This window comes from Ruegeria sp. AM5, from assembly GCF_056540645.1.
This window is the reverse complement of record NZ_JBQFXC010000001.1, coordinates 14,290-40,167: the sequence shown is the minus strand read 5'-3', so window position 1 is coordinate 40,167 and position 25,878 is coordinate 14,290. Positions and strand designations below refer to the sequence as shown.

General features: G+C 54.6%; 26 protein-coding genes and 1 pseudogene. 5 read left to right on the top strand and 22 right to left on the bottom strand.

Translation table 11 applies throughout. The annotated features are described in order from the left end of the window. Positions 1-468 precede the first annotated feature (468 nt). Entirely contained in the window at positions 469-1,446 is a 978-nt protein-coding gene (locus ACR0AH_RS00205) for a serine hydrolase domain-containing protein (RefSeq protein ID WP_480589763.1), read from the bottom strand. 205 nt (positions 1,447-1,651) lie between these two features. On the opposite strand from ACR0AH_RS00205, the gene ACR0AH_RS00200 reads away from it, so the two are divergent. After that, positions 1,652-2,632, top strand: a complete 981-nt coding sequence (locus ACR0AH_RS00200; RefSeq protein ID WP_480438740.1) for a hypothetical protein — start codon at positions 1,652-1,654, stop codon at positions 2,630-2,632. A gap of 108 nt (positions 2,633-2,740) precedes the next feature. Here the strand turns inward: ACR0AH_RS00200 and ACR0AH_RS00195 are convergent, their stop codons facing one another. Both ACR0AH_RS00195 and ACR0AH_RS00190 read right to left on the bottom strand, forming a co-directional pair. Further along, positions 2,741-3,145, bottom strand: coding sequence for a DUF4345 domain-containing protein (locus tag ACR0AH_RS00195; protein WP_170733493.1), 405 nt, complete (start codon positions 3,143-3,145; stop codon positions 2,741-2,743). A 28-nt stretch (positions 3,146-3,173) separates the two neighbouring features. Beyond that, positions 3,174-4,001 carry an NmrA family NAD(P)-binding protein gene (locus ACR0AH_RS00190; protein WP_480589761.1) on the bottom strand — a complete coding sequence of 276 codons (828 nt, stop codon included), beginning with the start codon at positions 3,999-4,001 and terminating at the stop codon, positions 3,174-3,176. Positions 4,002-4,138: 137 nt separating this feature from the next. Here ACR0AH_RS00190 and ACR0AH_RS00185 point away from each other — a divergent pair, with 137 nt between their 5' ends. Continuing rightward, the gene (locus ACR0AH_RS00185; protein ID WP_480589758.1) at positions 4,139-5,146 is read left to right on the top strand and encodes an AraC family transcriptional regulator; all 1,008 of its coding nucleotides are present in this window, start codon (positions 4,139-4,141) and stop codon (positions 5,144-5,146) included. Here the strand turns inward: ACR0AH_RS00185 and ACR0AH_RS00180 are convergent. Both ACR0AH_RS00180 and ACR0AH_RS00175 read right to left on the bottom strand, forming a co-directional pair. Continuing rightward, positions 5,113-5,598, bottom strand: a complete 486-nt coding sequence (locus ACR0AH_RS00180; protein WP_480589755.1) for a GNAT family N-acetyltransferase — start codon at positions 5,596-5,598, stop codon at positions 5,113-5,115. The genes ACR0AH_RS00185 and ACR0AH_RS00180 overlap by 34 nt on opposite strands. Before the next feature lie 54 nt (positions 5,599-5,652). Further along, positions 5,653-6,300, bottom strand: coding sequence for a class I SAM-dependent methyltransferase (locus ACR0AH_RS00175; protein WP_480589752.1), 648 nt, complete (start codon positions 6,298-6,300; stop codon positions 5,653-5,655). A 96-nt stretch (positions 6,301-6,396) separates the two neighbouring features. On the opposite strand from ACR0AH_RS00175, the gene ACR0AH_RS00170 reads away from it, so the two are divergent. Continuing rightward, on the top strand, positions 6,397-6,720 hold the full coding sequence (locus ACR0AH_RS00170; protein ID WP_480589750.1) for a LysR family transcriptional regulator: 324 nt from the start codon (positions 6,397-6,399) through the stop codon (positions 6,718-6,720). Here the strand turns inward: ACR0AH_RS00170 and ACR0AH_RS00165 are convergent. Beyond that, positions 6,702-7,409, bottom strand: a pseudogene (locus ACR0AH_RS00165) (IS6 family transposase). The gene ACR0AH_RS00170 and the pseudogene ACR0AH_RS00165 overlap by 19 nt on opposite strands. Positions 7,410-7,613: 204 nt before the next feature. Here ACR0AH_RS00165 and ACR0AH_RS00160 point away from each other — a divergent pair. Beyond that, complete coding sequence (locus ACR0AH_RS00160; protein ID WP_480589747.1) at positions 7,614-8,009, top strand: adenylate/guanylate cyclase domain-containing protein; 396 nt, start codon at positions 7,614-7,616, stop codon at positions 8,007-8,009. 27 nt (positions 8,010-8,036) lie between these two features. On the opposite strand, the gene ACR0AH_RS00155 is transcribed toward ACR0AH_RS00160, so the two are convergent. The 7 genes from ACR0AH_RS00155 to ACR0AH_RS00125 form a co-directional block, all read right to left on the bottom strand. Next, the gene (locus ACR0AH_RS00155; protein ID WP_170470386.1) at positions 8,037-8,744 is read right to left on the bottom strand and encodes an IS6 family transposase; all 708 of its coding nucleotides are present in this window, start codon (positions 8,742-8,744) and stop codon (positions 8,037-8,039) included. 166 nt (positions 8,745-8,910) lie between these two features. Continuing rightward, positions 8,911-9,555 carry an IS6 family transposase gene (locus ACR0AH_RS00150; RefSeq protein ID WP_480589744.1) on the bottom strand — a complete coding sequence of 215 codons (645 nt, stop codon included), beginning with the start codon at positions 9,553-9,555 and terminating at the stop codon, positions 8,911-8,913. A gap of 320 nt (positions 9,556-9,875) precedes the next feature. Further along, complete coding sequence (locus tag ACR0AH_RS00145; RefSeq protein ID WP_170510845.1) at positions 9,876-10,838, bottom strand: ion transporter; 963 nt, start codon at positions 10,836-10,838, stop codon at positions 9,876-9,878. Then, complete coding sequence (locus tag ACR0AH_RS00140; protein ID WP_120981189.1) at positions 10,831-12,021, bottom strand: low temperature requirement protein A; 1,191 nt, start codon at positions 12,019-12,021, stop codon at positions 10,831-10,833. The genes ACR0AH_RS00145 and ACR0AH_RS00140 overlap by 8 nt, the downstream gene beginning before the upstream one ends. 199 nt (positions 12,022-12,220) lie before the next feature. Continuing rightward, the gene (locus ACR0AH_RS00135) at positions 12,221-12,874 is read right to left on the bottom strand and encodes a DsbA family oxidoreductase (protein WP_259462648.1); all 654 of its coding nucleotides are present in this window, start codon (positions 12,872-12,874) and stop codon (positions 12,221-12,223) included. A gap of 3 nt (positions 12,875-12,877) precedes the next feature. Beyond that, entirely contained in the window at positions 12,878-13,597 is a 720-nt protein-coding gene (locus ACR0AH_RS00130) for a glutathione S-transferase family protein (protein ID WP_480589741.1), read from the bottom strand. Continuing rightward, positions 13,584-14,192, bottom strand: a complete 609-nt coding sequence (locus ACR0AH_RS00125) for an NAD(P)H-dependent oxidoreductase (protein ID WP_480589739.1) — start codon at positions 14,190-14,192, stop codon at positions 13,584-13,586. The genes ACR0AH_RS00130 and ACR0AH_RS00125 overlap by 14 nt, the downstream gene beginning before the upstream one ends. Before the next feature lie 213 nt (positions 14,193-14,405). Between ACR0AH_RS00125 and ACR0AH_RS00120 the strand changes: the two genes are divergently transcribed. Continuing rightward, positions 14,406-14,690 (top strand): winged helix-turn-helix transcriptional regulator, encoded by a 285-nt coding sequence (locus ACR0AH_RS00120; RefSeq protein WP_259462647.1) that lies wholly within the window; start codon positions 14,406-14,408, stop codon positions 14,688-14,690. 96 nt (positions 14,691-14,786) lie between these two features. Here the strand turns inward: ACR0AH_RS00120 and ACR0AH_RS00115 are convergent, their stop codons facing one another. The 9 genes from ACR0AH_RS00115 to ACR0AH_RS00075 form a co-directional block, all read right to left on the bottom strand. Continuing rightward, positions 14,787-15,140, bottom strand: coding sequence for a GFA family protein (locus tag ACR0AH_RS00115; RefSeq protein WP_120981186.1), 354 nt, complete (start codon positions 15,138-15,140; stop codon positions 14,787-14,789). A 301-nt stretch (positions 15,141-15,441) separates the two neighbouring features. Continuing rightward, positions 15,442-16,398 carry an ABC transporter substrate-binding protein gene (locus tag ACR0AH_RS00110; RefSeq protein ID WP_480589736.1) on the bottom strand — a complete coding sequence of 319 codons (957 nt, stop codon included), beginning with the start codon at positions 16,396-16,398 and terminating at the stop codon, positions 15,442-15,444. A 28-nt stretch (positions 16,399-16,426) separates the two neighbouring features. After that, positions 16,427-18,088, bottom strand: a complete 1,662-nt coding sequence (locus ACR0AH_RS00105; RefSeq protein ID WP_120981184.1) for a BCCT family transporter — start codon at positions 18,086-18,088, stop codon at positions 16,427-16,429. A gap of 86 nt (positions 18,089-18,174) precedes the next feature. Beyond that, the gene (gene dddP / locus ACR0AH_RS00100; protein WP_480589734.1) at positions 18,175-19,521 is read right to left on the bottom strand and encodes a dimethylsulfonioproprionate lyase DddP; all 1,347 of its coding nucleotides are present in this window, start codon (positions 19,519-19,521) and stop codon (positions 18,175-18,177) included. A 70-nt stretch (positions 19,522-19,591) separates the two neighbouring features. Next, a complete protein-coding gene (locus ACR0AH_RS00095) occupies positions 19,592-19,765 on the bottom strand; it encodes a hypothetical protein (RefSeq protein WP_170800093.1) in 174 nt (57 codons plus the stop codon). Between the two features lie 15 nt (positions 19,766-19,780). Next, complete coding sequence (locus tag ACR0AH_RS00090; RefSeq protein ID WP_170687690.1) at positions 19,781-20,728, bottom strand: GlxA family transcriptional regulator; 948 nt, start codon at positions 20,726-20,728, stop codon at positions 19,781-19,783. A 65-nt stretch (positions 20,729-20,793) separates the two neighbouring features. Continuing rightward, positions 20,794-23,244 (bottom strand): GcvT family protein, encoded by a 2,451-nt coding sequence (locus ACR0AH_RS00085; protein WP_480589732.1) that lies wholly within the window; start codon positions 23,242-23,244, stop codon positions 20,794-20,796. Between the two features lie 172 nt (positions 23,245-23,416). Further along, a complete protein-coding gene (locus tag ACR0AH_RS00080; RefSeq protein WP_010442712.1) occupies positions 23,417-24,976 on the bottom strand; it encodes a trimethylamine methyltransferase family protein in 1,560 nt (519 codons plus the stop codon). A 263-nt stretch (positions 24,977-25,239) separates the two neighbouring features. Beyond that, positions 25,240-25,794, bottom strand: a complete 555-nt coding sequence (locus ACR0AH_RS00075) for a helix-turn-helix domain-containing protein (protein WP_480589730.1) — start codon at positions 25,792-25,794, stop codon at positions 25,240-25,242. Positions 25,795-25,878 lie beyond the last annotated feature (84 nt).

The window sequence follows — 25,878 nt, the reverse complement described above, 5'->3', positions numbered from 1 at the left end:
TATTCATCAAGCGTCTGTGGGCTCAACGTCGTTGTTTTAGGCAACTCGTGCCGGTGGCAGGTCGCGATTCGAGACACACCTTAAATACCAAGCTTCGTGAGCTCTGAGTTGAGAGATTATGCCGCCAAACTAGGCTGTCTACAAACTCGTTTGAAACAAATGAGTGTTGCTCTAAGACAAATTCGAAGCGGTCTTAGTTGCGCCAATTGGGAGTGTCCTCAATGCCGCGCACGGATCGCGCCACTCAAGCAAGCCAAATCTGAACGGGATCTTTGACCGACATGATTGGACCGGCAAAGCGAGATTTTGGAAACATAGTAAAGCTGGCCACCGCCTCTTTCACCTTTCAAAATAGCAATTTAATCGGCGCTCCTATTGCTCCACCGCCCACGGAAGACGAAGGCTGTTTGATAGTTCAGCGCCGTCCAGGCCAAGCGTGACCAACTCTAAGCAGTGTTTATGAAACGTCTAGGTAGCATTCAAAATCGGACCATCTAACAATCTGACCAATTCTCCAAAATAGCCTCCAGAACGCGCCGGACGCGTAGGATCAGATGTAATTGCGACAGCAAGGTTTCGATCAGGATGGGCCGCTATGATTTGCCCCCCATATCCACGTGCCAACTCATAGCCTGAAGGGGACAAAAACCAGCCATAGCCGTAATCCAAACCGGAGAAAGGCGAACGGCCGTGTGGCTTGGTCGAATCCAAGACCCAACGCTCAGGAATGATTTGCCTATTGGCAAAAGCCCCGCGGTCCCGAAGCAGGACCGCGATTTTCAACATCGATCTTGGCGTAATCGCCATCTCATTTCCACCCAAGTAGTAGCCCTGTGGATCCCTCGTCCAAGCAGGTATCTCGATACCAAGCGGTGCACCCAGCCTTTCACGCGTCAGTCTCAATAGGCTTTGTCCGGTTGCAACGGTCAATGCTGCACCAAGCACATGGGTCGATCCGGTAGAATAGAGCATCTGCTGTCCGGGCTCAGCAACCATCGGTCGTGTCAACGCGTCTGCGATCCAGTTGGGAGAGTTGATCCATTCTCCGTAGTTGCTGCCCGAAGTTCTTTCGAGCCCTGCGCGCAGCGTCACCAGATCCTCCATCGTAATGCTTTCGGAACCGGCTGTCGTATTAGCGGGCAAAAGCCGTGGAGCGACCTCCTGCAAGGTGGATTCTACAGATGGAATTTCCTGCCGGTCAATCGCTGTCCCCAACAACAAAGCCACGATGCTTTTCGAACAAGACTTAATATTGGCCGACCTATCCAGGCCTGCACCCTGATGGGCCTGCGCGAAAATGACATCGTCGCCGCGTTGAATTTGAAGTGAATGCAACTGCGGAAGACCGCTGATTGCATCATTCAGCGCCACCGTTCGTCCCCGCGCAATACACGGAGCACAAATTGCGGTTGCGGTAACCAACAGGAGCTTTCGACGTGTGATCATGGCCTTCATTTGGAAGCAAATCTCGGAATGTCCAGACACCTACGCAACATCCCAAGATTTATTGTCCAAGATGTAAGAAAGCTTCCACAAACGAAAAGTGGGATTTGAGGCAACGGGAGGCTTCGTTCGTACAATTGACCAGCATCCTTGCGTTTACGAATTGTGTTAGACTGACCCCGAGGACATTCTAGCAGGAGATCTCCCGTTGCTAACGAATTCACTCCGTCTCGCACTCTCGGTCATAACAATCGCCATGTCGGTGGGTACCCTACCGGACCGCGCCAATGCGATAACGCAAGATGTTCCAGCGTGGCTACAAAAGCACGTCGGTACAGGTGAGGGGCAAATCGCGCCAATCGTTTTGGAAAGGGCACGAGCGCTTTACATCAAGAAACTACGCCGAGGCGAAGTCAGGAACCCTTGCTACCTTGCCAAGGATGCGACCCGCCCCAGCACTGCAAGTAACGGCAATCCGGGCAAGCGTTTTTTTGTCATCTGCGAGTCACAAAAGTCCTTCCGAGCGGTTTCGTCCGGCTATGGCAATGGCAGAAAACTCCTGCGCGCCAATTTTTCGAATGGCCGACAATGTGCGAAGAACTTCAGCAATGCAGAGGGCTCTAAACTAACCGCCGGAGGTGCCTATGTGACGGCTGAAACCCGCACGTCCTTCAAAGGTTACCACAGTCATTCCGGCAAAACGCAGCCTTTCTACCGCACGTTTCTTTTGTTTGATGGTGAAGGAGAAACGAGCAATGCTCGCGAGCGCGCCATCGGAGGCCATCCGGCTGTCTTCCTGAAGTGGCAGTGTAGGTTCAAAAAACCTAGAAGCACTCATGCAGACAACGACGGTTATGTCCCATACGGAAAACTTGTGAACTACACTGGTGGTCGTAGCAATGGTTGCACAACCTGGTCACAATCCGCCTCAAAAGAGATTTTGGCGCTTGTAGAAGGGAACCCGACGACCCTCTACATCTACCCAGAATCCAAAGACATAAACGCTGTCACCAAAGCGTTAAAAAAGGGAAAATCACTTTCTCGAGCTGGAGTTTATTGGAACGCAGCTTGCCTAAAAGCGATTGGCGCACCAAAGTTTTGGCCCAAAAGTAGCCTCCAACCTATCATAAATAGTTGGAGAGCATCATTGCCTAAACAGCCACCACTGGAATTGCCGATCTGCAAGTAAACTGCAAAGCAGACCGTTGGCGCGCTACCCTTCAAGCCTTTCTGCTGTGGGCTCGATGTTGACTTTCAGTGAGTTTCACTCAATGTCTGCTTTGCGGACAAAGCCGTCTTAGGCCGGCGCTGCAGATTTCGCATTTCCACCGACAACCCACAAACACAACACCGCAAGCAAAACCTCTATCGCAAATGCGGCAAGAATGTTATCGGATGGCCAACCATCGAGGACGAAACTGATTGTTCTGCCCACGGCGAAAGCTGAGAAAACCGTAGCCCCAAGCAAGGCTGAGGCCTGGACCAGCTTTTGGTAAAATGCTCCGCCTAAAATGATCAGGCCAAGTACCGAGAGGTTGGCAGCAGGTGCACGCAACTCACTCATCAGGTTTGGCTGCGGCGAGAGTACGATGCCGTAGTTGGCGTAGAAAGACTGTGGGTCCAGAGTGATGGCCAGACCTACGGCGAATGCAGTTAATCCGGACATGCCCAAGATAAGTCTGCCTCTAATTTCAAGTTTCATGTTTGTCTCCAATGTCCCTTGGCCTGGCTTATACGGCTTTGGTCCACGCGCCAGACATTTCAGCTTTGTTTGCGAAGTCGGCGAAGTCGCGTGGCGCGCGTCCAAGCGCACGCTGGACCCCGTCCGCGAGGTTCGCATTGCGCCCATCCAGCGTTTCACGCGCGATGTCCGTAATCACATCAGCCATCATCTCGCCATTCGCATGCGCGATTTCCGCGTGGAAGTCTTCGAATGAAATTGGCAGGTATTGCACAGTCCTGCCCATGGCGCGCGAAATCTCTGCGGCCATGTCGGCAAACGTCATGAGACGTGGTCCCGTGACCTCGTACAGTTCGCCATCGTGTCCTTCTTCTGTCAAAGCAGCTACGGCAACATCGGCGATGTCGTCCACGTCGATGATTGGTTCGCGTACATCGCCGGCGGGCATCGGCAAGACACCTGCCATGACCGGACCAAGCAATGCCCCTTCAGAGAAGTTTTGCGCAAACCATGCAGCACGAACGATAGTGAACGGAACTCCGGAATTGCGTACGACTGCTTCCGCTCGTTCCGCATGCAACTCGCCACGCCCGGTTAGCAGCACAAGACGCCGTAGTCCCTTTTCACGAGCCAATGCTGTGAACGCTTCGACTTGCTCAACCGCGCCTGGAAAAGCGATGTCAGGAAAGTAAGAAATATAAGCAGACGAGACGCCTTCCAGGATTGCGGGCCAGCTCTGCGGTTGGTCCCAGTCAAATGGCGTTTCACTGTTCCGCGATGCGCGCCGGACTGCCTGCCCTTTTTTTTCCAGACGTGTCGCGATCCGCGATCCGGTTTTGCCTGTTGCGCCAAGTACAAGAATGGGTTGTTGTATCATTGGTCATCTCCATGAGTTCACTTGATGGCCCGAAATTAGGCAATAAATAGAGATGTTCTATTCTTCAGAATCCGGAATTCTTATTCGATCGTCCAAAGTAAATAGACGAAGAGCTAAATTTCAGCCAAGGTCCCCACATGAACAAGGTTGAACCGCATGTCCCTGACCCAGATGCACTGGCACAGCCGATCGGCGATCCGCTGGGGGAAATCCTTCATTTACTTAAATTGACAGGTACATTCTATTGCCAGTCTCGCTTGACTGCACCGTGGGGCGTATCGATACCGGGATTTCCCGACGTACTGAGCTTTGCGGTCATCACACACGGGCGGTGCTTGATGAAGGTCGGTGACGATGACCCGTTCGAGGTCGAAAAAGGCGATCTGGTCTTGATGACCAACGGAGCACCGGTCGGTTTCTTTAGCTCAGAAGACACGCCGCTTTTGTCGCTGGAGGAATTGCCCATTCGCAAGGTAACCGAGCTTTATGAAACACTGGAAAACGGCGGCGGCGGCGCGGAGACGGGCATCATGTACGGCTTGGTCCGAATAGATCACGCCGCCAGTGATATGTTGATGTGCTTGCTTCCGGATGTACTCAAAATCGACCCTTGGGAGGAGGACGCCGGAAGCTGGTTACAGGCAACTTTGCAATTCATCGCAAAAGAGGCGCGGGAATTGAGACCGGGCGGCGAAACCGTGATCACGCGACTGGCCGATGTGGTTGTCATTGAGGCCATTCGTCGTTGGCTGAACAGCGCACCCGATGCAGATCGAGGCTGGTTAAAAGCTGCGCGAGACCCGCAGATCGGGCGCACGATAGTCGCAATTCACCGTACGCCTGCTGCGGCTTGGACAGTCGAGTCTCTCGCGGAGGTTGCTGGTATGTCCAGATCCGCTTTCGCGGCACGGTTCACTGAGTTGGTAGGCGTTCCAGCAATCCAGTATCTTGCAACGTGGCGTATGCACCTGGCCAGTGAAAGGTTGGTGTCCACCGATCAACCTATCTCGCAGATTGCTTCTGACATCGGATACTTGTCAGAGCCTGCGTTCAACAAAGCCTTCAAACGGGTATTTGGCGCACCACCGGGAAAAATCAGGAAGAACAGAGCTCACTCCGTATCCAGGCGAAACTTGAGAAACTGAGCATCTTCGTATTCGATCTCGCCGATGTGTTTGGCACCGAGTTTCCGGAGTGCACCCAGGTTTTTTCTACTTGGTGGCAGCAGAAACGTGACAAAGGGGATACGTTTGTCAGCGATCGCAAAGTCGATTGCCATTTTGGAAATCCGTTTCCCAAGTCCAAAGGCGTCGGGCCGCAAAACCAACCCAAAATCCCACTCGCCACCTTCTTTTTGAAAGCCCCCCCAACCAACATACCGACCGCCTGACAAAAACGCCCAATGTCCAAGACCGTCCCGCGCCCAGTAGCCTTCCTTTTTGGCGATAAATTCTCTTGCGACCTCAACATTCCATTTGAACGTCAAAAGCGGCATATGCTCTGCTACCCGGGGGTCGGACATATGAACCGAAATGTCATTCGGGTCGATTTCCGAAAAGCGCGCAAATGAAATCCCATCTTTCATCATTGTACTCATTTGATGGCCCGAGATGTCCCTTGCATGCAAAGTAATTCTGGCGCGAATACTGTTTCACAGCTTTCTCGCGACAATGTACCGGCTCGGCAACAACCCGGCTTGATCCGCTGTCTCAACGATATCGAAGCCCGCACGTTCAATAGCGTGCTGGAGTTCAGCAACGGATACAAAATTTACGAACGGAGCTTTCCCGAGCACCTGCATAATCGGGATCGCTATTCGGCTGATTATGCCATATTTGAACCCTCCACTCTCTGGAGCGCAGACGGTCTTGGAAATGAATACCCCACCGGGTTTTGCAAGGGTCGCAATGTGTTCGAGTGCATGGCCCATATCGGGAACAAGGTGCAGTAGATTATGTGCGAGGACAGCGTCGTAAGAACCGTCGTCAGGATCGTGCTGTAGAACCTCGGCCACTTTGAACGTGACATTCTCCAACTCTTCTTCAGCGAGTTTCTCGTTTGCGATTTCGATCATCCCCGGTGCGAGATCGGAGGCGGTGACTTGAGCCACATGCGGTGCCAGTAGCAACGCGGTTGACCCCGTTCCACACCCGATTTCCAACACACTGTCTTCGGCTTGCAGGTAGGACTTTGAACGTTCGAGCGCGTTCAGATACCCTTCCATGTTCCGGATAGGATCAGCCGCATATCTGCGCGAAATCTTGCTCCAGAACTCGGCATCATTGGACAATGCAGCCATCTTTGATCTCTCTTTCAAACTTTTCACAGCGGCCAGTAAATTAAAACGCGATTCTATGGAATTGCCAGATATTGCAGAACTGTTATGCATTAATGCATGAATTGGAACGCTATCAATTTCGATTGGAACCAGGCTCGGTCCTTTCTTGCAACGGCAGAAGAAGGTTCGTTTTCCGCGGCAGCGCGCGTGCTTGGGCAGACCCAACCAACCGTCGGTCGCCAAGTCGCCGCGCTGGAACAGGCGCTCGGCGTCATCTTGTTTGAAAGGGTTGGCAAGTCGCTTAATCTGACAACCGCTGGTGCTGAGCTGTTGGTACATGTCAGTGAAATGGCAATTGTTGCGAACAGGGGTGCTGTCAGACGAATTCGAACCAGTCTCAGTTTGCTGTGGAAACCGCGATCCTATCCGGAACAAAGTTGACGCCACTCGACGAGAGCGGCAGTGCGTGTCAGCTTGAAGGCGTCTCGGGTGGTGAGAGATCTTTCCTGGTTGAAGTGGTTGTAAATGTAAGAATGGACGGCTGCGAATTTCTGTAAACTTCGCATGCGCCTGAAACGCTGCATTGCGCGTTCGCGTCGTCGAAACGGCAGGTGCGAACTCTCGACGCGGTTGTTGAGCCACCTGCCCGTATGCTGTTTTTCGGTCGCACCAAGCTCTCTGAGAGCAGCCTTGTAAGAAGCGAAGCGATCTGTGACGATCTCTTCGGCGCAACCATGCCGCTTCATCAATTTCCTGAGGAACTTCAGTGCTGCAGCTTTGTTTCGGCGTTTGGTGACAACGGCTTCCAGCACCTCGCCTTCGTGATCAACAGCCCGTCAAAGATAATGCCGCTCGCCATTCACCTTTACGAAAACCTCGTCCACGTGCCACTTCCATTTGGAGAACGCGCGTAGCTGCTGAACACGCTTCCGCCTGATCTCAGCAGCAAACATAGGGCCAAACCTGTTCCACCAATATCGGACAGTTTCGTGGCTCACGTCGATGCCTCGCTCGTGCAGCAGATCTTCGACATTCCGCAGCGAGAGCGGGAATCGGATGTACAGCATTACCGCTAAGCGGATGATCTCGGGACTGGTTTTGAAGTACTTAAAAGAGACAGGTCTGGTCATCCCTAAACGCTACGCAACCGCCGTGCCCCGCTCAAGCAAAGTTAATCTGACAAGACCGACGGGAGCTTTCAACCTAAGCAGCGCAATTGTCTGCCCGCTTCGATCCGACTCGGGAGATTTTTATGGCCTGTACGTTATTGGGTTTTCTGTTGCAAAAGCCGCGCTCTATCGTGCCTTTTCCGCGAACGATTTGGATTTTTTAGTATGGTTGCCGCACAAGTCAGTGCATTGCTGCAGAACATCCGACTTCGCGACACCTTTAGAAAATTTGTCCCGCGGCAATTTTTGGATCGCCTTGCCAGACAAGGTTTGAGCAACATTAAATTGGGGGATGGAGAAGCCGGCATCGTGACGATCCTGTTTGCCGACATTCGGTCTTTTACCACTTTTTCAGAGGGCCAATCGCCCCAGGAGCTATTGAGTTTTCTAAACACATATTTCGACCAGATGAACACGCAGGTTCACATGAATGGCGGATTCATCGAAAAGTTTATTGGCGACGCCATTATGGCCCTGTTTGTTGAAGATGATCCAGCCACAAGCGCCCGAAACGCAGTGCATACGTCGCTTAGTAGGTGCTGTCAGACAAATTCGAACTAGCCTCAACTAGGCCAGTAGAGCTGTCCTTCATGCCGCGCCAAGTTCGCGCCACTCGGCGAGAGCAGCGGCGCGTGTCAGCTTGAAGGTGCCTCGGCTGGTTAGAGATCGCTCCTGGTTAAAGTGGTTGTAGACGGAGGAGTGGACGGCGGCGAATTTCTGTAAACTTTGCATACGCCTGAATCGCTGCATCGCGCGTTCTCTTCGTCGGAACGGAAGGTGTGAGTTCTCAACCCGGTTGTTAAGCCACCTGCCCGTCTTCTGCTTTTCCGTCGCACCGAGATCTCTGAGCGCGGCTCGGTATGACGCGAAGCGATCGGTGACAACTTCATCCGCAGCGCCGTGTCGCCGCATCAATTTCTTGAGAAATTTCAGTGCTGCCTGTTTGTTTCGGCGTTTGGTGACAACGGCTTCAAGCACCTCGCCTTCGTGATCAACGGCGCGCCACAGGTAGTGCCGCCGACCGTTTACCTTTACGAAGACTTCGTCGACATGCCACTTCGACCTTGAGTATGCCCGCAATTGCTGGACCCGTTTTCTGCGAATTTCCGAGGCAAACATCGGACCGAACCTATTCCACCAATATCGGACGGTTTCGTGGCTGACATCAATGCCACGCTCGTGCAGCAGGTCTTCGACATTCCGCAATGAAAGCGGAAAACGGATGTAAAGCATCACCGCCAGGCGAATGATCTCAGGGCTGGTTTTGAAGTATTTGAACGAGACGGGTTTGGTCATTGCCAGAAGCTATGCGACCACCCTGCCCCGCTCAAGCAAAGTTCCTCTGACAAGACCGCGCCCTCGCGTGGTGTCAGAACCGCATGCGATCTTCCCTTCTTGGTCGTTCGGGTGGTGCTGTCAGACGAATTCGAACCAGTCTCAGTTTGCCGCGGGAACCGTGAACCTATCCGGAACAAAGTTGACGCCACTCGGCAAGAGCGGCGCTGCGTGTCAACTTGAAGGTGTCTCGGCTGGTGAGCGATCGTTCCTGATTGAAGTGATTGTAGACGGAGGAATGAACGGAGGCGAATTTCTGTAAACTTCGCATGCGCCTGAAACGTTGCATCGCGCGTTCGCGTCGTCGGAAAGGCAGGAGCGAGTTCTCGACGCGGTTGTTGAGCCACCTGCCCGTCCTTTGTTTTTCGAGCGCACCCAGTTCTCTGAGCGCGGCTCTGTATGAGGCAAAGCGATCCGTGACGACGGTTTCCGCTTTGCCGTGTCGCTTCATTAACTTCTTGAGGAATTTCAGTGCTGCAGCTTTGTTTCGGCGTTTGGTGACAACGGCTTCCAGCACCTCGCCTTCGTGATCAACAGCCCGCCAAAGACAATGCCGCTTGCCATTTACCTTCACGAAAACTTCGTCCACGTGCCACTTCCATTTGGAGAACGCGCGCAGTTGCTGAACACGCTTCCGTCTGATCTCAGCAGCAAACATCGGCCCGAACCTGTTCCACCAATATCGGACAGTTTCGTGACTCACGTCGATGCCTCGCTCGTGCAACAGATCTTCGACATTCCGAAGCGAGAGCGGGAAACGGACGTACAGCATCACCGCAAGGCGGATGATCTCTGGGCTGGTTTTAAATTACTTGAAAGAGGCAGGCTTGGTCATGGACAAAAGCTACGCAACCGCCCTGCCCCGCTCAAGCAATGTTAATCTGACAAGACCCTTGAAAGAGGCCAGATTGGTCATGGGCAAAAGCTACGCAACAACCCTAACTCGCTCAACCAAAGTTCTTCTGACAAGACCTTTTCAGTTTCATTGACTCCGATTTTTGGGATCAACGAAAGAGCGCACGCTAAAGAACTGACAGACAGTTTTTCCCCGCAAATCTCGAACTCCGTAGACAAGCAGTCCGATGCTGGCGTTCACGACTTGGCCTTTTGCTTGGTCGGCTGACCACATGTGGGACAGTGATCGACCTGTGATATTGTTTCGGCATGCACGCGGTTTCGGATATGATCGGCAGCGCGGCGCGAGAGACCCAATTGCTTGCGAACTGCGTCAATCTCTTTCTCATCGGCCTCGCAGATATCGCCGTCTTCCAAGGCCTTTCGAAATTCACGTTCCAGGCTGGCCCGTCGGCGGTGCAACTGGTCGTTCAGGCCGCTGGCAATGATCCCTGCAGGCAACGCAGCCATACCGATGCCAATCACGGTGATCGCAGCGCCGAAGATCTTACCGGCAACTGTCACGGGCGTCACGTCGCCATAACCAACGGTCGTCAGCGTTGCCATCGCCCACCACATCGCTGCGGGGATCGAACCGAAGGCATCCGGTTGCGCTTCGTGCTCGGCCAGCCAAGCACCACTGGCCGCAAAAATCAGCATCACCATCAGGATGAAGAAACCTGCAAAAAAGGCGCCAGCCTCTTCCTCAAACACAGCAAGCAGCATGCCGAGCGCGGGGGAATACCGCGTGAGTTTAAGCAGTCGCAACATGCGGAAGGTACGCAGCAGACGCAGGTCAACCGGGAAGATCAAGTAGAGCAGCGCAGGTAAAATCGCTAGTAAATCGATGATGGCGATCGGGGAGACGGCCCATGCAGCGCGCGTTTTGTAACTTGGATTTTCAGTGGCGACCCACAGCCTTGCCGCGTATTCGACCACGAAGACAAACAGAGAAAGACCCTCAAAGAGGTTCAGAGCCAGGCCCCAACGGAAATATATGGAGTCAACCGTTTCCAGGATAACGGCGGCCACGTTCAGCGTGATTAGGGCAATTAGAGCTATTTCAAGCAACCAGGGACCGGTGGCCGCCCGGTCCGGGCGCTCGAGCCACCAATAGACTTTTCTTTTTAGATAGCCTGAACTTGTAAGTGCCTCACTCATGTCGAAACTGCGTCCAGGCGCGCGTCAGGGGGATCGCGATTTGCGATAGCAAAGCTGTCCCCCAGATCAGATTGCCTAACAAAGAGGGGACATGTGGGACGACAAAGAAACAGATGATTGCCAGCACTATCCCGAATACACGCACGTCCCATCGCCCGAAATCCGACGCCAAACGATGTTCTATGACGTTTTGAAGCACCCAAAGCATGGCAATGTAACCGGCAAGACCGAAACAGCCTATGGCGGCATATTCGGTTGGATATGGCTCCCAAAATCCGACTTTGACCTCGGCAGCAAGAGCCACGCCGACCATGACGCCGCAAAGCATCAAAATCAGGTGCGCAAGCCACCAGATGACCAACGTCGACACCTTTTTGTCTTTTGGTTTGGCATTGCCGACAAAGTCGAAATAGATCCAACACATCACGAACATCGAAACGCCACCGATGACGAAGTTGACGAGTACGTCCGGTGATACTTTGTAAATTCCTTTTTCGGACAGGGTGACGACCAGTTTGAAGAACCCTTCGCCTAATACGATCAACGTTAAAAGAGCAAACCGTTCAGCCATATGGCCAAGACGCGGGACAAACCTCTCGAAACGCAGGACTGTGACACCGGGGATCATATACATTGCCTGCGTGGCCACCATTGCGACGGCAAACACCCAGTAAGCAAGAGGAGCAGGCAAAAAGGCTGCAATCGCAAAGATCACCGCAAAGACCGAGAAATTGCGGATCTGGGCCGTCGACATCGACTCGCCTGATGAATTGGCCCGCCGGGCTCGATAGTACAGCGCCGCGATCATGGCCCTGTTCGCAGCAAATCCTAACGCGAAGAAAACCCAACCCTTTCCGTCAATAGCCGGGATCGCCGCTGCCATGAACATCACCGTGCAGATCATCACGGCCATAATCAGCCGATGCCAAAAGTCGGTACTGACGTAGATCGAGTTGAATATGCTGAGTTCGCCCCAAGCGTACCAGAGCGTTATGAAGACTCCGGCGAACACAAGAAACCCATGCAGATCGAGATGATGCGACAGGTAATTGCCCAATAGAAAGATCGTCACGACGTGGATCAGGTCGTAGAACAGCTCGGCCCAGTGGACATGGTCGTGCGCGTGGTCGAGGTCTTGGTGATGTTGCGGCTTCCGCCAGATGGGGTGATCATGCAGTGCCATAAATTAGGAACTCTTCCAAGTTGAAGGGCTGTAGCGGCCGGCATGCGGCCACTCCGACTGAGTTTTTAATTTAAGAGGAAGGTTGTCGCGGAGACTTACGTCATGCAACCCCCACAATGGTTGTTCAGCGATGGCAGGCCGGGCGACACCTGTCCGATCGTGGTTTTTTTGCGCCGGAAGTGCCTGGTATTCACTGGTGTCACGCGGCCCTGTCGTCTCGTAGATGCAGCAGGATGCGGGCGTAGTTTTCCTCGCCCTGCGCACCGGTCACGAGGTGACGTTGATCGAACACCATTGCAGGCACGCCCCGAACACCTTGGCTGATCCAGAATTGCTCTTTTTGGCGCAAGTGATTGGCCCGATCTTGGCTTTGCAACATGTCTAGCGCATCCACGCGGTTCAGCCCGATGCCTGCGGCCGCGTCAGCGAGAACCTGCATGTCCGAGACGTCCTCGCGACGGGTGAAGAAGGCCGCAAAAAGTGCCTGCTTCATCTCGTGGCCTTTTCCTAGTTCCGTTGCCCAGTCAATCAACTGATGCGCTCGGAAGGTGTTATACATCCGCATGTCATCGGCGTAGTTGAACTTGAACCCAAGTGCTGCGCCCATCTCGCTGAGGCGGGCACGCGCCTTGATCGATCCTTCCAAAGTGGTCCCGTATTTTGCCGCCAGATGTTCGCGTAGGTTCTCGCCACCCTCGGCCATCTGCGGGTTCAGCTCGAATGGATGCCAATGGATATCTAGTTCGGTCTGGGTGTCGCGCGCAGCTTTGGCAAGTTGGTGGTAGCCGATCACACACCAAGGGCAAACAACGTCTGACACGATATCGACGCGAATGGGCAGAGCAGCTTGCACGGTTCAGGTTCCTTTTACATCGCTGGAAAAGCGCGACGCGTTTTCCTTAGCAAAGGCGCTGGCATCTGCGTTGGTATCCCAGAATTGGGGGTTGGCCTTTGGGATGGTCAACGCCCGTTGCACGGCCGGCCGGGCGTCAATACGGTCGAACCAGGCGTTCAGATGCGACAGGTCCGACACATCTACCCTTGCCCAGACATATGCACGCGCCCATGGGAACAGCATCATGTCAGCTATGGTGTATTCGTCTGCAGCAATCCATTCGCGCCCGTCCAGACGAGAGTTCATCACCTCCATCAAGCGGCGGCTTTCGTCCACGTAGCGACGGATTGAAAAGGGCTCTTCATGGCCATTAGGCGCAGCGATGTGCTGGAAATACATCGCCTGTCCCATCATCGGTCCTACGTGCCCAACCTGAAACAGCATCCATTGCATGACCTCGGACCGTTTGACCGGGTCCGATGGCAGAAATTTTCCGTATTTCTCGGCCAGATACCACAGGATCGCGCCGGATTCGAAAATCGCGCGCCCTTCCAAACGGTCTTCGATGGTCGGGATCTTTCCGTTCGGGTTCAGCGCCAGATAATCCGGCGCTTTTTGTTCCTGTTTGGAAAAGTTGATGTGAGTCAGGTCGTATGGGACACCTGCCTCTTCCAGAAAGATGACCGGCTTGTAACCGTTCATCGTACCGGCGGTGTAGAGATGGATATCAGGCTGGGACATGTTCAACCTCGGCAAACGTGGTTTTCAGATGCGCGTCAAATCGAGCGAAATCGGTGTCGATTTCTGGGTTCTTCATTACATCAAATGCCGCAAAGGTCGGAAGCGGCTGCATCGCAAAGAACTTTGCGTTCAGGTGCATCGGGCGCAGCAAATCATCGACGCTACCACCGGCAAAGAACGGTTCGGCCTCATTGTTAAACGCTTCTTTCGGGGCGTTGAACGTCACTGAAAGCATGTAAGTCTTATCGCTCAGCGCGCCTCCCATCCCATAATTGGCCTTCGGTGCTTCTGCCGTCCGACCGTCACCGGTACTTAGCCGCCCATCCATTCCAGCGGTGTAAACTTCATCCATGTACTTCTTGAAAACCCACGGAACGCCCATCCAATTCACCGGAAACTGCATGATGACCGTATCGGCCCACATGTGCGCCTCAACCTCAGCATTCGCGTCATAGCCGTCGGCGACAGTTGCCACGCGTACCTCGTGACCCATTGCGGTAAGCATGTCGCGCGCGCGCTCCGTTAGGCTGGCGTTCAACTGCCCGCGGGCGAATTCGTAGGGCTGAGTACCGTTCACGATCAGGATTTTTCTCATGTCCATATCCCATTTGTGTAATCTTGAACCCTTGACTTTCTTCGGGCTCAGAGAGCATTTGATGGTACAGGTGTTGGAAATCAACTAGTATACTTTTGGTAACCTAGTTGCCTAAGCTAAAGGATGACGATGCGAGCGCGGATTGACGAAGATGCCAAAGGGCGCCGACTGGTCTCGGAGGCCTGTGTGGAGCCATGTGCAATAGAACGAGGTATGCGGATCATTGGCGGAAAATGGACCGGGTCTATCTTATGGCACCTCAAAGATGGTCCTGTGCGTTTCAACGATCTGTCGCGCATGATCGGCGGGGCAAGCAAGAAGATGATCACCGAGCGATTGCGTCAACTTGAGGAGCAGGGCTTGGTTGCGAGGCAAGTAATGGATACTGCCCCTATTTCCGTTCAATATTCCATTACCAAGTTTGGCAGAACGGCGCTTGGATTTCTCGATGAACTGCGAAAGTGGAGTGAGGAGTTACCCAACGGTTTGAATCGATAGCATCGGTGTGTGTTATTGTTTCTTCTGATCGCCGTTTGTCAAAATGCAACGACTCGATTTTGATGTGTACAGTTCCCTTCAGACGTCTTGGTTGCGTCAGAGATTTCTTCCGTCATAGATTATCTCAGGAAGGCGAAGTGCGTCCAACTCATCTATGCATCCCAGGTTAACTCGATAGTGGCCAGGGTTCAGCCGCGTCTCGACGAATGTATGAATTCCACAGCGATTGCAAAAATAGTGCCGCGCCGATTCTGTGCCAAATTGGTAGGTTGAGAGAGCGTCCTGCTCACTTCTGATTTTAATTTCTTCAGGCGGGATAACCGTTGCACTCATCACCATGCCTTTGCGGGAACATAGTGAACAATCGCATCGCATTGCATGATCGATGTCGGGTATCGAAAACGTGAATTTTACAGAACCGCAATGACAGCTGCCTTCGAATTTTTTCACCTTTCACTCCACCGGTTGAGTGCGGAAAGAGCGCCCACAAACGATCTGTAGTCACTCAAGGATTGTTCACACTTTTATTCGGCCACAATTGGGTCCGTATCCGGAACTGTAGAGGTAAGACCAACTGCGTTCCGGCGGCTACCGTTGACGATTGCCTTGATCAGAGCAAGGCCGATCAGCGGCATTGCCAGCCTCCCGGTCTTCTGGACCGGAAGGCCTAAGGGTATCAGACACTTAAGCCGAATTCACTTCCAAGCTTGGAATTCGTTACCGCCTGAAGCATTCTTGGAAACGTATGTCACTACGGGAACCAACTGTCGACAACAGCCGAGTTGTCTTCAACCCATTGCTTTGCAAATGCTTCGGGGTCCTTTTTCTCGACCGCCAAGGCAAAGGACATTTCCGAGAGCATCTCGGTCTCCAACTTGACATTGCTTAGCATTGCGACGGCATCAGGCTGCGCGCTTTCCAAACTGGTCGCATAACTGACATGAAGATCGTCAGTATCCCAGGCAACGCTGGCGGTCGATTTCTCCAACCAGCCCGGGATCGAGTTGGGCGGCACGATAATCCACTTTGAACTTACGTGCGCTGGCTCGCTCAGAACGACAAGTTCGTGCACTTCGAACATGTAGTGCGGCTGATAACAATAGAATACGACATTCTCGTTCTGTCTGGCAGCAGCCCCCAGTTCTGCCAAGGCGTCGGCTTCATCCATGATCCTGAGGCTCATAGTCTTGTGATAGCCGTAGGAACGTGCACGGACTTGTTCGATGGAAGTGGAAGTCCAACCTTCAGCGCCGATCCAGACTTCACCTTTTCCGTCTCCGTTACTATCAAATTTCTGAGCCATTTCCGGATCGGAAAGCTGCTTGATATCCGTGATACCAGTGCGTTCCGCCGTGCCCTTTGTCACGCACATTCCTTGCGCCCCCTTGGGGCCACTGGACTTTACCTGAACCGTTTTTCGGCCGTCGACATATTCCCGTCGAAGGTAGTCGAGACTGGGCAGCCAGACCTCAGGATGCACATGCAGGGTTCCGGCATCCATAGCCGCAAACATGGCTGCATTGGTGCTGTCCTGCAGTTCGACGTCCAAGTCCAGCCGACTTTCCAAGGCAACCTTCAGAATATGTGCGGTGGCTTCCCCCGATGGCCAGTTCGGGACGCCAATGACCATGTCGGCCGCCGAGACTGTAGAAGCGGCAGTTACCGCGGACGCCACACTGATAGCTGCAAAAGATTTACGCGTTTTCATCTCGAAGTCCTTTCATCACTATCAAGCTTCATTCCGCAGCAGATGCCGGGGCGGTGGTCGGAACACCTTCGGCAATTCTTCGACTATCGTTGTAGATCGCCTTAATCAGTGCAAAGCCCATCAGAACCATCGCCAAACTGAATGGCAAAGCCGCAATAACCATCGCGGTTTGAATGGCTCCCAGACCCCCAATGACAAGCAGGGCTCCGACCACCAGTGCCAGGGCGACACCCCAGAAATAGATGTGCGGCTTGGCTTTCGGGCCGTCATCGCCTGCGGCGTTGATTGTATTTACGATCAAAACAGCGGAGTCTGCCGTGGTCACAAGATATGTCAAAAGAAGTACCACAACGATAACTGAGAACACCCATGTCAGATTGTCGTTGAGAATAACGGCCAGTGTCGCAAACAGCTGGTCTGAGATTCCTGCGCCCAGAATCGAGCCCCCAGCCTCACCTGTAAGTTCAAGGTGGATGGCCGTACCGCCAACAAAGGCGAACCAGATGAAACACATCATTGCCGGGACAAGCATTGCACCCAACACAAACTCGCGCACTGTGCGCCCACGCGAAACTCTGGCAAGAAACAGACCAACGAACGGGGTCACTGCGATCCACCAGGCCCAGTAGAACACCGTCCAGCCGCCTTGCCAGCCGGCAAGTGCGGCGCCCGTTTCGGTTCCATCATCTGACCAGACGGTAAAGCTGATTCCCGGCAGCGCCAGCAGGTAATCCCAGATACCGACGAACATGGCCGTCAGACTGAAGAATGTTGCACCGAAAATCAGGAAGAACGCCAACAAGAAAAAGCTCAGCCCCATATTGATATTGGACAGCCACTTGATCCCCTTGCCGACACCGGAGAGTGCGGACAAGGTCGAGGCACCCATGATAACCACAAGAGCGAAGATGATGGCGGCAAAGGACGCTTTTTGTGTTCCTCCCTCGCCGGTCACCAGCAACCAGTCACCGAAACCAATCCGATTAAGGCCGGCTACAAACTGCTCGACACCAAATCCAAGGGTCTGGGCAACGCCCAGGATAGTTGCCACCACGGCCACGATATCGATGACATGACCGATTGGGCCCGAAAGCGATTTGCCGAAAAGCGGGATGAGCGCGGTGCGCACCGTAAGTGGCAGGCCCCTTCGGTATGAGAAATACGCGAACCCCAGTCCGGCAATTGCATAGCATGCCCAGGCCGATAGCCCCCAATGCGCAAATGACCAGATATAGGCTGACCTTACGGTTTCAGCTGTCTGAGCGGGCACGTCTCCCATAATCACGTGGGGGTTGTTCTGAAAATGGTAAATCGGTTCAGCCGTCGCAAAAGTCAGCATCCCAATGCCGATCCCGGCGCTGAACATCATTGAAAACCATGAGAAATTCGAAAATTCAGGCCTTTCATCGTCCTGGCCCAGCCGAAGCCTGCCAGAAGCCGGCAATGCTGCGAGAACAAGGCAAAGTATCAGGAAAAACGCTACCGCGTAGATGTACCAAGAGTTAAAGCTTGCCAGAATGAAGCCATTCAATGCTCCTAGTGTCTCCGCGGCACTCTCCGGAAAGGCTACGGCCCACACGATGAGCAAACCCACGAGGATTTTCGCGGACACGGCAACGTTCTTTGAGAACCCTTCATAAAAGCCGCTCTCGGAAACTGGAATGTCCAATTCGCCTAAAGGTGGTTTCATACTTTCCTCCATTGTATGCTGATTTTGAACCGTCAGCGGACCGTGTCATGGGTTTGCTGGCGGGCTTTGGATATTGCGAATGCCAGCTAGGCCGTTTCTCCCATCAGGCGCTTATCGAGCGGGTAGGTCGAAATCGTTTCGAACCCGCTTTCAGTCACAACTCCCTGATCCTCCAGCTTGACCATGTGGTCGCCGCCGACCTCACCCACCAGCGCTTCGACACACAGCGTCAGCCCAGGTTCGAGAATGGCGTCGAAGGCGCCGTCCACCAGTCGGTCGGGATAGGCGATCAATGGCCATTCGTCGCACAGGCCCACACCATGCATCGGAGAGGAATATTTCAGCGCCTGATACTTGTCCTGCAGCACATGCAATGAGCGTGTCAGCTCCTCCATGTGGAGGCCGGGGCGCAGGAGCGCCGTGTTGGAGCGGATGTGCTCGACGGCCACGGCGTAGCTCTCGCGCATATGCTTCGGCGCCAGTTCGTCACCGATCCACCATGTACGGCTGAGGTCCGCGCAAATGCCATATGGCCCGATCAGATCAGTGTCGAAGGCGAGGATCTCGTTCTCGGCGATGACCCGAGGTCCACATTCCTGAAACCACGGGTTCGTGCGTGGCCCCGAGGTGAGCAGCCGTGTCTCGATCCATTCGCCGCCACGCTTGATGTTCTCGGCATGGAGCACGGCCCAGACATCGTCCTCGGTCACCCCGCCCTTTGGAATTTCTGCGCGCGCGAACTCTTCCATGGCGGCCATCGAACGCTCGCAGGAATGTATGGCGCAGCGCATGGCGCGTAACTCGTGCTCGGTCTTGATGCCCCGTGTGCGTTCGGTGACTTCCTCGCCGTCGCGATACTCCAGCCCCGCTCGGCGGATCGCGTCCAGTCCCGCAGGCTGGATCTTGTCTATCCCGATCTGTGTATAGCCCGGCGCATGGGTGGCCAGCAGGTCCGCCACCTCAGCAGCGAAGGCGTCGGCCGCTGGCCCAATCCGGTCGCCACGGGCGAAATAGAACATGTCAGCGCCAGATCGGCTCTCACGGACGAGCGGATTATACTCGGCGAGGAACGGAGCGTTCTTGTAGTCCCAAAGCACCATGTATCCGTCGGCACAGAGCAGGCAGGCCCGGAACGGGTTGTGGGTGTTCCACAATTGCATGTTCGTCGTGTCGGTCGCATAGCGGATGTTCAGCGGATCGAACATCAGCAACCCCCCATAGCCGCGGGCCACAATAGCGTCGGTCAGGCGCTGATGCCGGGCCTTGCGCATCTCGGTCAGATCGGGCAACGCCAACCCCGCCTCGCGCCATTCAGCATGTGCAAGTGCGGTCGGCCCAATCTCGACCCGGTCGCCGTCATTTGCCGTCCCATCGCCAAGACGAACGCCCTGGCTAGGGTCAATCTTGCGCCGATGACTGTAATGGGTGTTCATTCTATGGCTTCCTTTCAGGCGCTTGATGGCAAGCAAAAAAGGCCGCGCCCTGACGTGCGCGGCCTCTCATTCAAGCTGCGTTCATAGCTTGATCTGCGAATTCCCCCATTGACGTATCCGGGGTGCGATCATTTGCAGTGTTGTTGATCGGAACACCGAAGGCACAAGGGATCATTCTGCGCTCTGCTTCGCCGTAGGCACAGTTTAGTTTCGTTGTGATCAGTGTTGTCTGAGTCGATTGCATTGCCGTTCTCCGAAGCTAGTGCGCAAGCACAACCTTTTCGTCACGAGGCAGTATCCCGAAGTGTCTTTTGTAGTGTTTGGAAAACAGGCCTTGTGTTGAGAACCCGCAGGCCGTGGCAACGTCGATCACGCGCATCTGAGTTTGCTGCAGCAATGCTCGCGCCCTCTCGAGCCTCAGAACCATCATGTAGGTCTTAGGACTCATCCCCAGATATCGACTAAAAAGCCTTTCAAGTTGCCGTGTCGATATTCCGACCTGGCGAGCGACTACCGACGGTGAAACAGGCTCTTCCCAGGTTTCCTGCATATAGCTCAGCGCTTTGGATAGCTTTTCGTTCCGATGTTTCGGACCATAAAGACTGGAGATACTCTGACGGCAATTTCCGTCACGCATAGACCCACAAAGGAGCTGGTCAGCAACCTGACTAGAGGCTTCCGGACCTGCTTTTTGGCGGATCAACGCAGAAAAAAGGTCCAGAGTGGCGGCACCTCCCCCGCAGGAGACGATATTTGAAGCCTCTTCAAAAATTGTGCAGGTAGGCTCCAGATCCAGATAGCCTTCCTCAAAGACAGGCTTCATTCTCCAGTGTGCGCTGATGGGTCCTTCGATCGCTATGCCGATCCGGGCGAGAAACAGTGCACCACCTCCTAGACCGCATAGTCGTGCTCCTAGTCTTGCGGCTTGCCGTAGCCAAGCCGCAGTCCTTCCAGACTTAGAGTAGTTTTGGGAATTGAAGGCGCAGCAAACAACGATGCAATCTCCACGGTGCACATCAGGCAGGGCACTATCGACTGCTACTTTCAGCCCTGAAGAAGATTTTATGCTATCGCCCGTTTCGCTGGCTGTTTTCCACTGAAAGAAGGCCTTACCCATTGCTTCGTTGGCGGCGGCCAGAGAGTCGATGCCGGATCCCAGTTCCAATGCCGAGAACCCGGGCATCAATAAGAATACGAAGCGGTTCACCTCAACAAGTTCACTTAGAACCACATCTATGTCTTTCTCTGGCCGCCCCATGGTTTTTCTCCTGATCAAGAACGCATGTTTGCGCCGTTGGCGTCGTAGATTGGTCCTGCCAGAACCAGCGCGTCGTAGAAGTTGCCCAGAATTTCCACCTGAAGCGTCGTTCCCGGCGGTGCGAACTCGGCTGCGACGTAACCCATCGCCATCGACTTGCCGACATGGTGCGCATAGCCGCCCGAGCTGACGTAGCCGACCGGTTCACCATCTTTCAGGATCGCCTCGTCATGGGCCACGTCGATCCCCTCGACGTCGATGGTCATTGTCACCAACTTCTGCGAGACGCCTTCATCGCGGGCTTTCAGCGTTGCTTCTTTGCCGACGAAGTCCTTCTTCCAGTTGATGAGGACATCCATGCCGGATTCGACAGCGTCGAAGTCAGGACGGTATTCCATCGTCCAGACACCCCAGCCCTTCTCGAGTCGCATCGACAGCAACGCACGCGCGCCGTACCAGCGATAGCCCAGATCGGCGCCGGCCTCTTCGATGGCGTCTGCCAGGCGCATCAGGTATTGCGGTTTGCAATAGATTTCGTAGCCCAATTCGCCAGAGAAGCTGATCCGGTTAATGATCACCGGCACGCCGCCGACAAAGGTCTGGCGCAGGTCGCGGAACTTGAAGGCTTCGGCTGAAACATCGTCCCGCGTGATCCGGGCCAGCAGGTCTCGCGATTTCGGGCCAGACAATGCAATGCCGTGCCAGTCGTCTGAAACGTTGGCATAAGAAATGCCCGCAGGCAGGTCTTTTTCGAACCAGCGGCGGTGTGCCTCTTGCATCGCGCCCGAGCCGAACAGCATAAAGTGATCCTCGGCCAGGCAAGCCACCGTCAGGTCGCCGTAAAGCTTGCCCTTGGGTGTCAGCATCGGCGTCAGAGCCAGGCGTCCGGGCTTGGGAACAAACCCGGCAAGGATATGGTTCAGGTATTCGCGAACACCCTCGCCCTTGAACTCATGCTTGGCAAAGTTGGCAATCTCAATGCCACCTACGGCCTCGCGCACGGCCTTGATCTCCCGTCCGACATAATCGTGAGACCGGTTGCGCTCGAACGAGGGAACCTCGTGCGCATCTTCCGGGCCATCGGCAAACCAGAGTACGTTTTCGAGGCCGAAACCCTGATCCATCACCGCACCTTTGGCGATCATGCGATCATAAAGCGCGGTTGTCTTCTGCTTGCGGCCCTTGGGCAGGGTTTCATTCGGGAAGGTCATCACGAACCGGCGTTCGTAGTTTTCTGACGACTTGATTGTGCCCCAGTCAGGTGTCGCGAACTCACCAAAACGCGCCACGTCCATCGCCCAGACGTCGATGGATGGCTCGCCGTCGATCATCCATTCCGCAAGGGTCAGGCCCACGCCGCCGCCCTGGCAGAAGCCCGCCATGACACCAACAGCGACCCAGTAGTTCTTCATACCTGGAACAGGGCCGATCAGCGGGTTGCCATCAGGGCCAAATGTGAACGGACCGTTGATCACATCCTTGATCCCGGCATTGGCCATTGCCGGAAGACGCTCGAACGCGGTTTCCAGACGATCCGCCACGCGATCCAGATCCGGCGGCAGCAGTTCATGACCGAAATCCCAGGGCGTTCCGCCGACTTTCCAAGGGGTTGCCTGGGCCTCATAGGTACCCAGCAACATGCCCTGCCCTTCCTGGCGGCAGTACACGTTGGCCTCAAAGTCGATGCCATGCGGTAGCTGCTGACCGAAGTTCACGACCTCGTCCATGCGCTCGGTGATCAGGTAGTGGTGCTCCATCGGCTGAACCGGCAGATGAAGGCCCGCCATGTGACCCACCTCACGCGCCCACAGACCGCCGCAGTTCACGACATGCTCTGCATTGATCGTGCCTTTGGGGGTGACAATGTCCCAGCTGCCATCGGGGCGCTGTGTCATATCGGTGGCGCCACAGTGGGTGAAATACTGGGCGCCATGCGCCTTGGCCGCCTTGGCAAAAGCGTAGGTCGTGCCGGACGGGTCCAGATGGCCGTCCTGTGCGTCCCACAGAACTGCGTGATAGTGGTCCGGATCGATCAGCGGATGACGCTCGGCCAGTTCCTTGGGCGAGATGAATTCCTGATCCAGCCCCATGTAACGCCCTTTCGAACGCTCGCCCTTCAGGTAATCATACCATTCCTTGGTCGAGGCGGCATAAAAGCCACCAGTTTGATGCAGACCAACGGATTGCCCGGACAGTTCTTCGATCTCTTTGTAAAGATTGATCGTGTATGATTGCAGGCGCGAGATATTCGGATCCGAGCTGATGGTGTGGATACCGCCGGCCGCGTGCCAGGATGAGCCGGATGTCAGCTCGTCACGTTCAAGCAGGACCGCATCCTTCCAACCGAACTTGGCCAGGTGGAACAGGATCGAGCAACCAACAACGCCGCCGCCAATAACAACGACTTTGGCGTGCGACGGCAGTTTCTTTCTGCCTGTGGACTCGTCGGTCTGAATAGTAGGCATATTTCGTTTTTCCTCAGGAATTCAGCTTTCACTCTGACTGCATTTGGGTGCGCGCTCCTCGTTTTGACCCAAAGCATCTATCTCGGTGAAAAGGGGTTCACTTCTTTGCAGTGGATAGCTGGTGAGCAGAACGATCCCGGTCGTCGCGATCGTCCTGGCGAACCTGCAAGTGTCAGAAATCCGTGGCAGCACCGCCCTCGGCCTTGCGCTTGACGACAAAGGCGTCAAGCTCGTCCCTGATCGCCGGGTCCAAGGCCGGGGCCTCATAGGTGGCAAGGCGGTTTTTCCACTCTGCGTTGGCACGCTCAATCGCAATCGGCGATCCGGCCTCCTGCCAGGTCTCAAAGTTGCGCCAGTCACTCAGGATTGGCGAATAGAAGGCGTCGCGATAACGCGCCTGGGTGTGTTCAGTGCCAAAGAAGTGACCCGCTGGCCCAACCTCATTGATGGCTTCCAGCGCAAGGTCTTCCGGGCTAGTCGAAACCGGCTGAAGAAATTCCGTGACCATCTGCAGCAAGTCGATGTCAAGCATCACCTTCTCATACGAGCAGCACAGCCCTCCTTCGAGCCACCCTGCCCCGTGCATGAGCATGTTGGCGCCGCCATTGATCGCACCCCAAAGCGAGAAGACCGCCTCATACGCCGCTTGCGAGTCAACCGTATTGGCCGCGCACACATTCGAAGAGCGATACGGAATGCCGTAGCGCCGCGCCAGCTGTCCACCGATATGCTGCGCCTTCATGTATTCCGGTGTGCCAAATGCTGGCGAGCCGGTCTTCATATCCACGTTGGACGTGAAGCCGCCATACATCACCGGCGCACCTGGCCGCACAATTTGGGTAAAGGCCACACCCGCCAGAGCTTCGGCGTTTTGCAGCGTGACGGCACCCGCAATCGTAACGGGCGCCATCGCCCCTGCCAGCGTGAAGGGTGTGATCACAACAGGCTGGCCCATCTCGGACAACGCCATCACGCCCTGCATCATCGGAATATCGAGCTGGAGAGGAGAGTTCGTGTTGATGATCGAGAACATACAGGCCTGATCACGCATCTGGTCGTGCGTCAGACCATGGGCAATCCGCGTCATCTCGATTGCATCGGAGACACGCTCCTCACCAAGTGAGTAGATGCAATAGGCCTTATCGGTAAGCGCGATGTAATCCTGAATACAGTCAAGATGGCGGATAGATGCGTGAATATCGACAGGCTCCACCGGATACCCACCCGTCACGTTTAGAACGTTGTGCATCTGGGCCAATCGGAGGAAGTTGCGAAAATCTTCCTGATTGCCTGCGCGCCGGCCCCGATCCGTATCCGAACAATTCGGCGCGCTTGCCATCATGTTGAATACAATGTTGTTTCCGCCCATGGTCACGTTGTGCTGGGCGTTTCGCGCGTGGAGCGTGAATTCAGACGGCACGCTTGCAATGGCTTCGTTGATCAGATCAGGATCGAAGCGCACACGTTCTTCACCGTCGCGGACATCAGCCCCCGCTTTTTTCATCGCTGCACGCGCGTCGTCATGCAAGACATCCAGGCCGGTTTCTGAAAGCAGTTTCAGGGATGCCTGGTGAATGTGTTCAACCTGATCATCCGAAATCAGCTCAACGGCAGGATAGGAACGCTTAAGCTGCGCGAACGGGCGCTGCACGATTGCCGGGGCTGGTACCCCGCCATCACGGCGACGCCCACGGCGCCCGCGCGCTTTCTGGGCCAGTTGTTCAGTTGTCATCCGATAGTACCTTCATTGCCGGAGTTAAGCCTGAGAACGAGTGGATTGGGCGTTACGCCTCAAGTCATTTGCTGCTTACGGCGGCAGGCAAAGAAACCTGACCGCGATTCGTCGCTCAATCCTGCGTGGGCCCGCGAACGGAAAAGTCCGCTATTACTTGGAGGTACCAGTCGCTGTTTCATTTTTAATTTTCCAATATGCCGCACGAGATGCGGTATATTGGATAAATACCATATTTCAGTCAATAGGTTTTATAGGCCCTCTCAGACTGACGCTGTAGGTTCCTGATATTGAGTCGGCTGAGCCACAAGAAGGATGGCCTCCGTTTCTCCATCCGCCTCGTTGTTAATGCGATGATTGCAGTCACTGCGGTATCGCAATGTATCGCCCGCCTCAGCCCGAACAGTTCGTCCAGCGACCGATACCGACAGTGAGCCGGACAGGCAGGTCAGGTGCTCGAAGGTTCCAGGCGCATGGGGCTTTGAATCAAGCTCTGCTCCGACCTTCATGAGAAGCCTGTGCCACTCTACGGGAAGAACAGTGCGTCGCGGGCTCAGCATATAAATCTCGCATTTACCGTCCGCACTTCGCTGCATCGGCGTGGAATAGTGATGAAGATGCTCGATTGGATCCTCGCCACCAGGCGTGCCCTCAAGCAAGCTAAGGTCAACGCCAAGTGCCTGAGAAAGGGCCCAGACTATGGAAAAGGTCGGGTTGGTGGCACCCCTCTCAATGGCGGATAGCATCGATCGGGACACCCCTGTACGCTCAGAGAGTCGCTCAAGGGTCAGGCCCAGCGATTTCCTGGCTTCCTTCATAATTTTCCCGATTTCAGGTGTAGGTAAAGGTGTGTTCATTCCGTAATTCCACTATATTAGATTTTTGTTTACGAACGATAGAGG

Bases quoted from the DNA above. Each gene is read 5' to 3' on its own strand.
- ACR0AH_RS00205 (WP_480589763.1), bottom strand. From the start codon at position 1,446: ATGATCACACGTCGAAAGCTCCTGTTGGTTACCGCAACCGCAATTTGT.
- ACR0AH_RS00195 (WP_170733493.1), bottom strand. From the start codon at position 3,145: ATGAAACTTGAAATTAGAGGCAGACTTATCTTGGGCATGTCCGGATTA.
- ACR0AH_RS00190 (WP_480589761.1), bottom strand. From the start codon at position 4,001: ATGATACAACAACCCATTCTTGTACTTGGCGCAACAGGCAAAACCGGA.
- ACR0AH_RS00185 (WP_480589758.1), top strand. From the start codon at position 4,139: ATGAACAAGGTTGAACCGCATGTCCCTGACCCAGATGCACTGGCACAG.
- ACR0AH_RS00180 (WP_480589755.1), bottom strand. From the start codon at position 5,598: ATGAGTACAATGATGAAAGATGGGATTTCATTTGCGCGCTTTTCGGAA.
- ACR0AH_RS00175 (WP_480589752.1), bottom strand. From the start codon at position 6,300: ATGGCTGCATTGTCCAATGATGCCGAGTTCTGGAGCAAGATTTCGCGC.
- ACR0AH_RS00170 (WP_480589750.1), top strand. From the start codon at position 6,397: ATGAATTGGAACGCTATCAATTTCGATTGGAACCAGGCTCGGTCCTTT.
- ACR0AH_RS00160 (WP_480589747.1), top strand. From the start codon at position 7,614: ATGGTTGCCGCACAAGTCAGTGCATTGCTGCAGAACATCCGACTTCGC.
- ACR0AH_RS00155 (WP_170470386.1), bottom strand. From the start codon at position 8,744: ATGACCAAACCCGTCTCGTTCAAATACTTCAAAACCAGCCCTGAGATC.
- ACR0AH_RS00150 (WP_480589744.1), bottom strand. From the start codon at position 9,555: ATGCTGTACGTCCGTTTCCCGCTCTCGCTTCGGAATGTCGAAGATCTG.
- ACR0AH_RS00145 (WP_170510845.1), bottom strand. From the start codon at position 10,838: ATGAGTGAGGCACTTACAAGTTCAGGCTATCTAAAAAGAAAAGTCTAT.
- ACR0AH_RS00140 (WP_120981189.1), bottom strand. From the start codon at position 12,021: ATGGCACTGCATGATCACCCCATCTGGCGGAAGCCGCAACATCACCAA.
- ACR0AH_RS00130 (WP_480589741.1), bottom strand. From the start codon at position 13,597: ATGTCCCAGCCTGATATCCATCTCTACACCGCCGGTACGATGAACGGT.
- ACR0AH_RS00125 (WP_480589739.1), bottom strand. From the start codon at position 14,192: ATGAGAAAAATCCTGATCGTGAACGGTACTCAGCCCTACGAATTCGCC.
- ACR0AH_RS00120 (WP_259462647.1), top strand. From the start codon at position 14,406: ATGCGGATCATTGGCGGAAAATGGACCGGGTCTATCTTATGGCACCTC.
- ACR0AH_RS00110 (WP_480589736.1), bottom strand. From the start codon at position 16,398: ATGAAAACGCGTAAATCTTTTGCAGCTATCAGTGTGGCGTCCGCGGTA.
- ACR0AH_RS00105 (WP_120981184.1), bottom strand. From the start codon at position 18,088: ATGAAACCACCTTTAGGCGAATTGGACATTCCAGTTTCCGAGAGCGGC.
- dddP (WP_480589734.1), bottom strand. From the start codon at position 19,521: ATGAACACCCATTACAGTCATCGGCGCAAGATTGACCCTAGCCAGGGC.
- ACR0AH_RS00095 (WP_170800093.1), bottom strand. From the start codon at position 19,765: ATGCAATCGACTCAGACAACACTGATCACAACGAAACTAAACTGTGCC.
- ACR0AH_RS00085 (WP_480589732.1), bottom strand. From the start codon at position 23,244: ATGCCTACTATTCAGACCGACGAGTCCACAGGCAGAAAGAAACTGCCG.
- ACR0AH_RS00080 (WP_010442712.1), bottom strand. From the start codon at position 24,976: ATGACAACTGAACAACTGGCCCAGAAAGCGCGCGGGCGCCGTGGGCGT.
- ACR0AH_RS00075 (WP_480589730.1), bottom strand. From the start codon at position 25,794: ATGAAGGAAGCCAGGAAATCGCTGGGCCTGACCCTTGAGCGACTCTCT.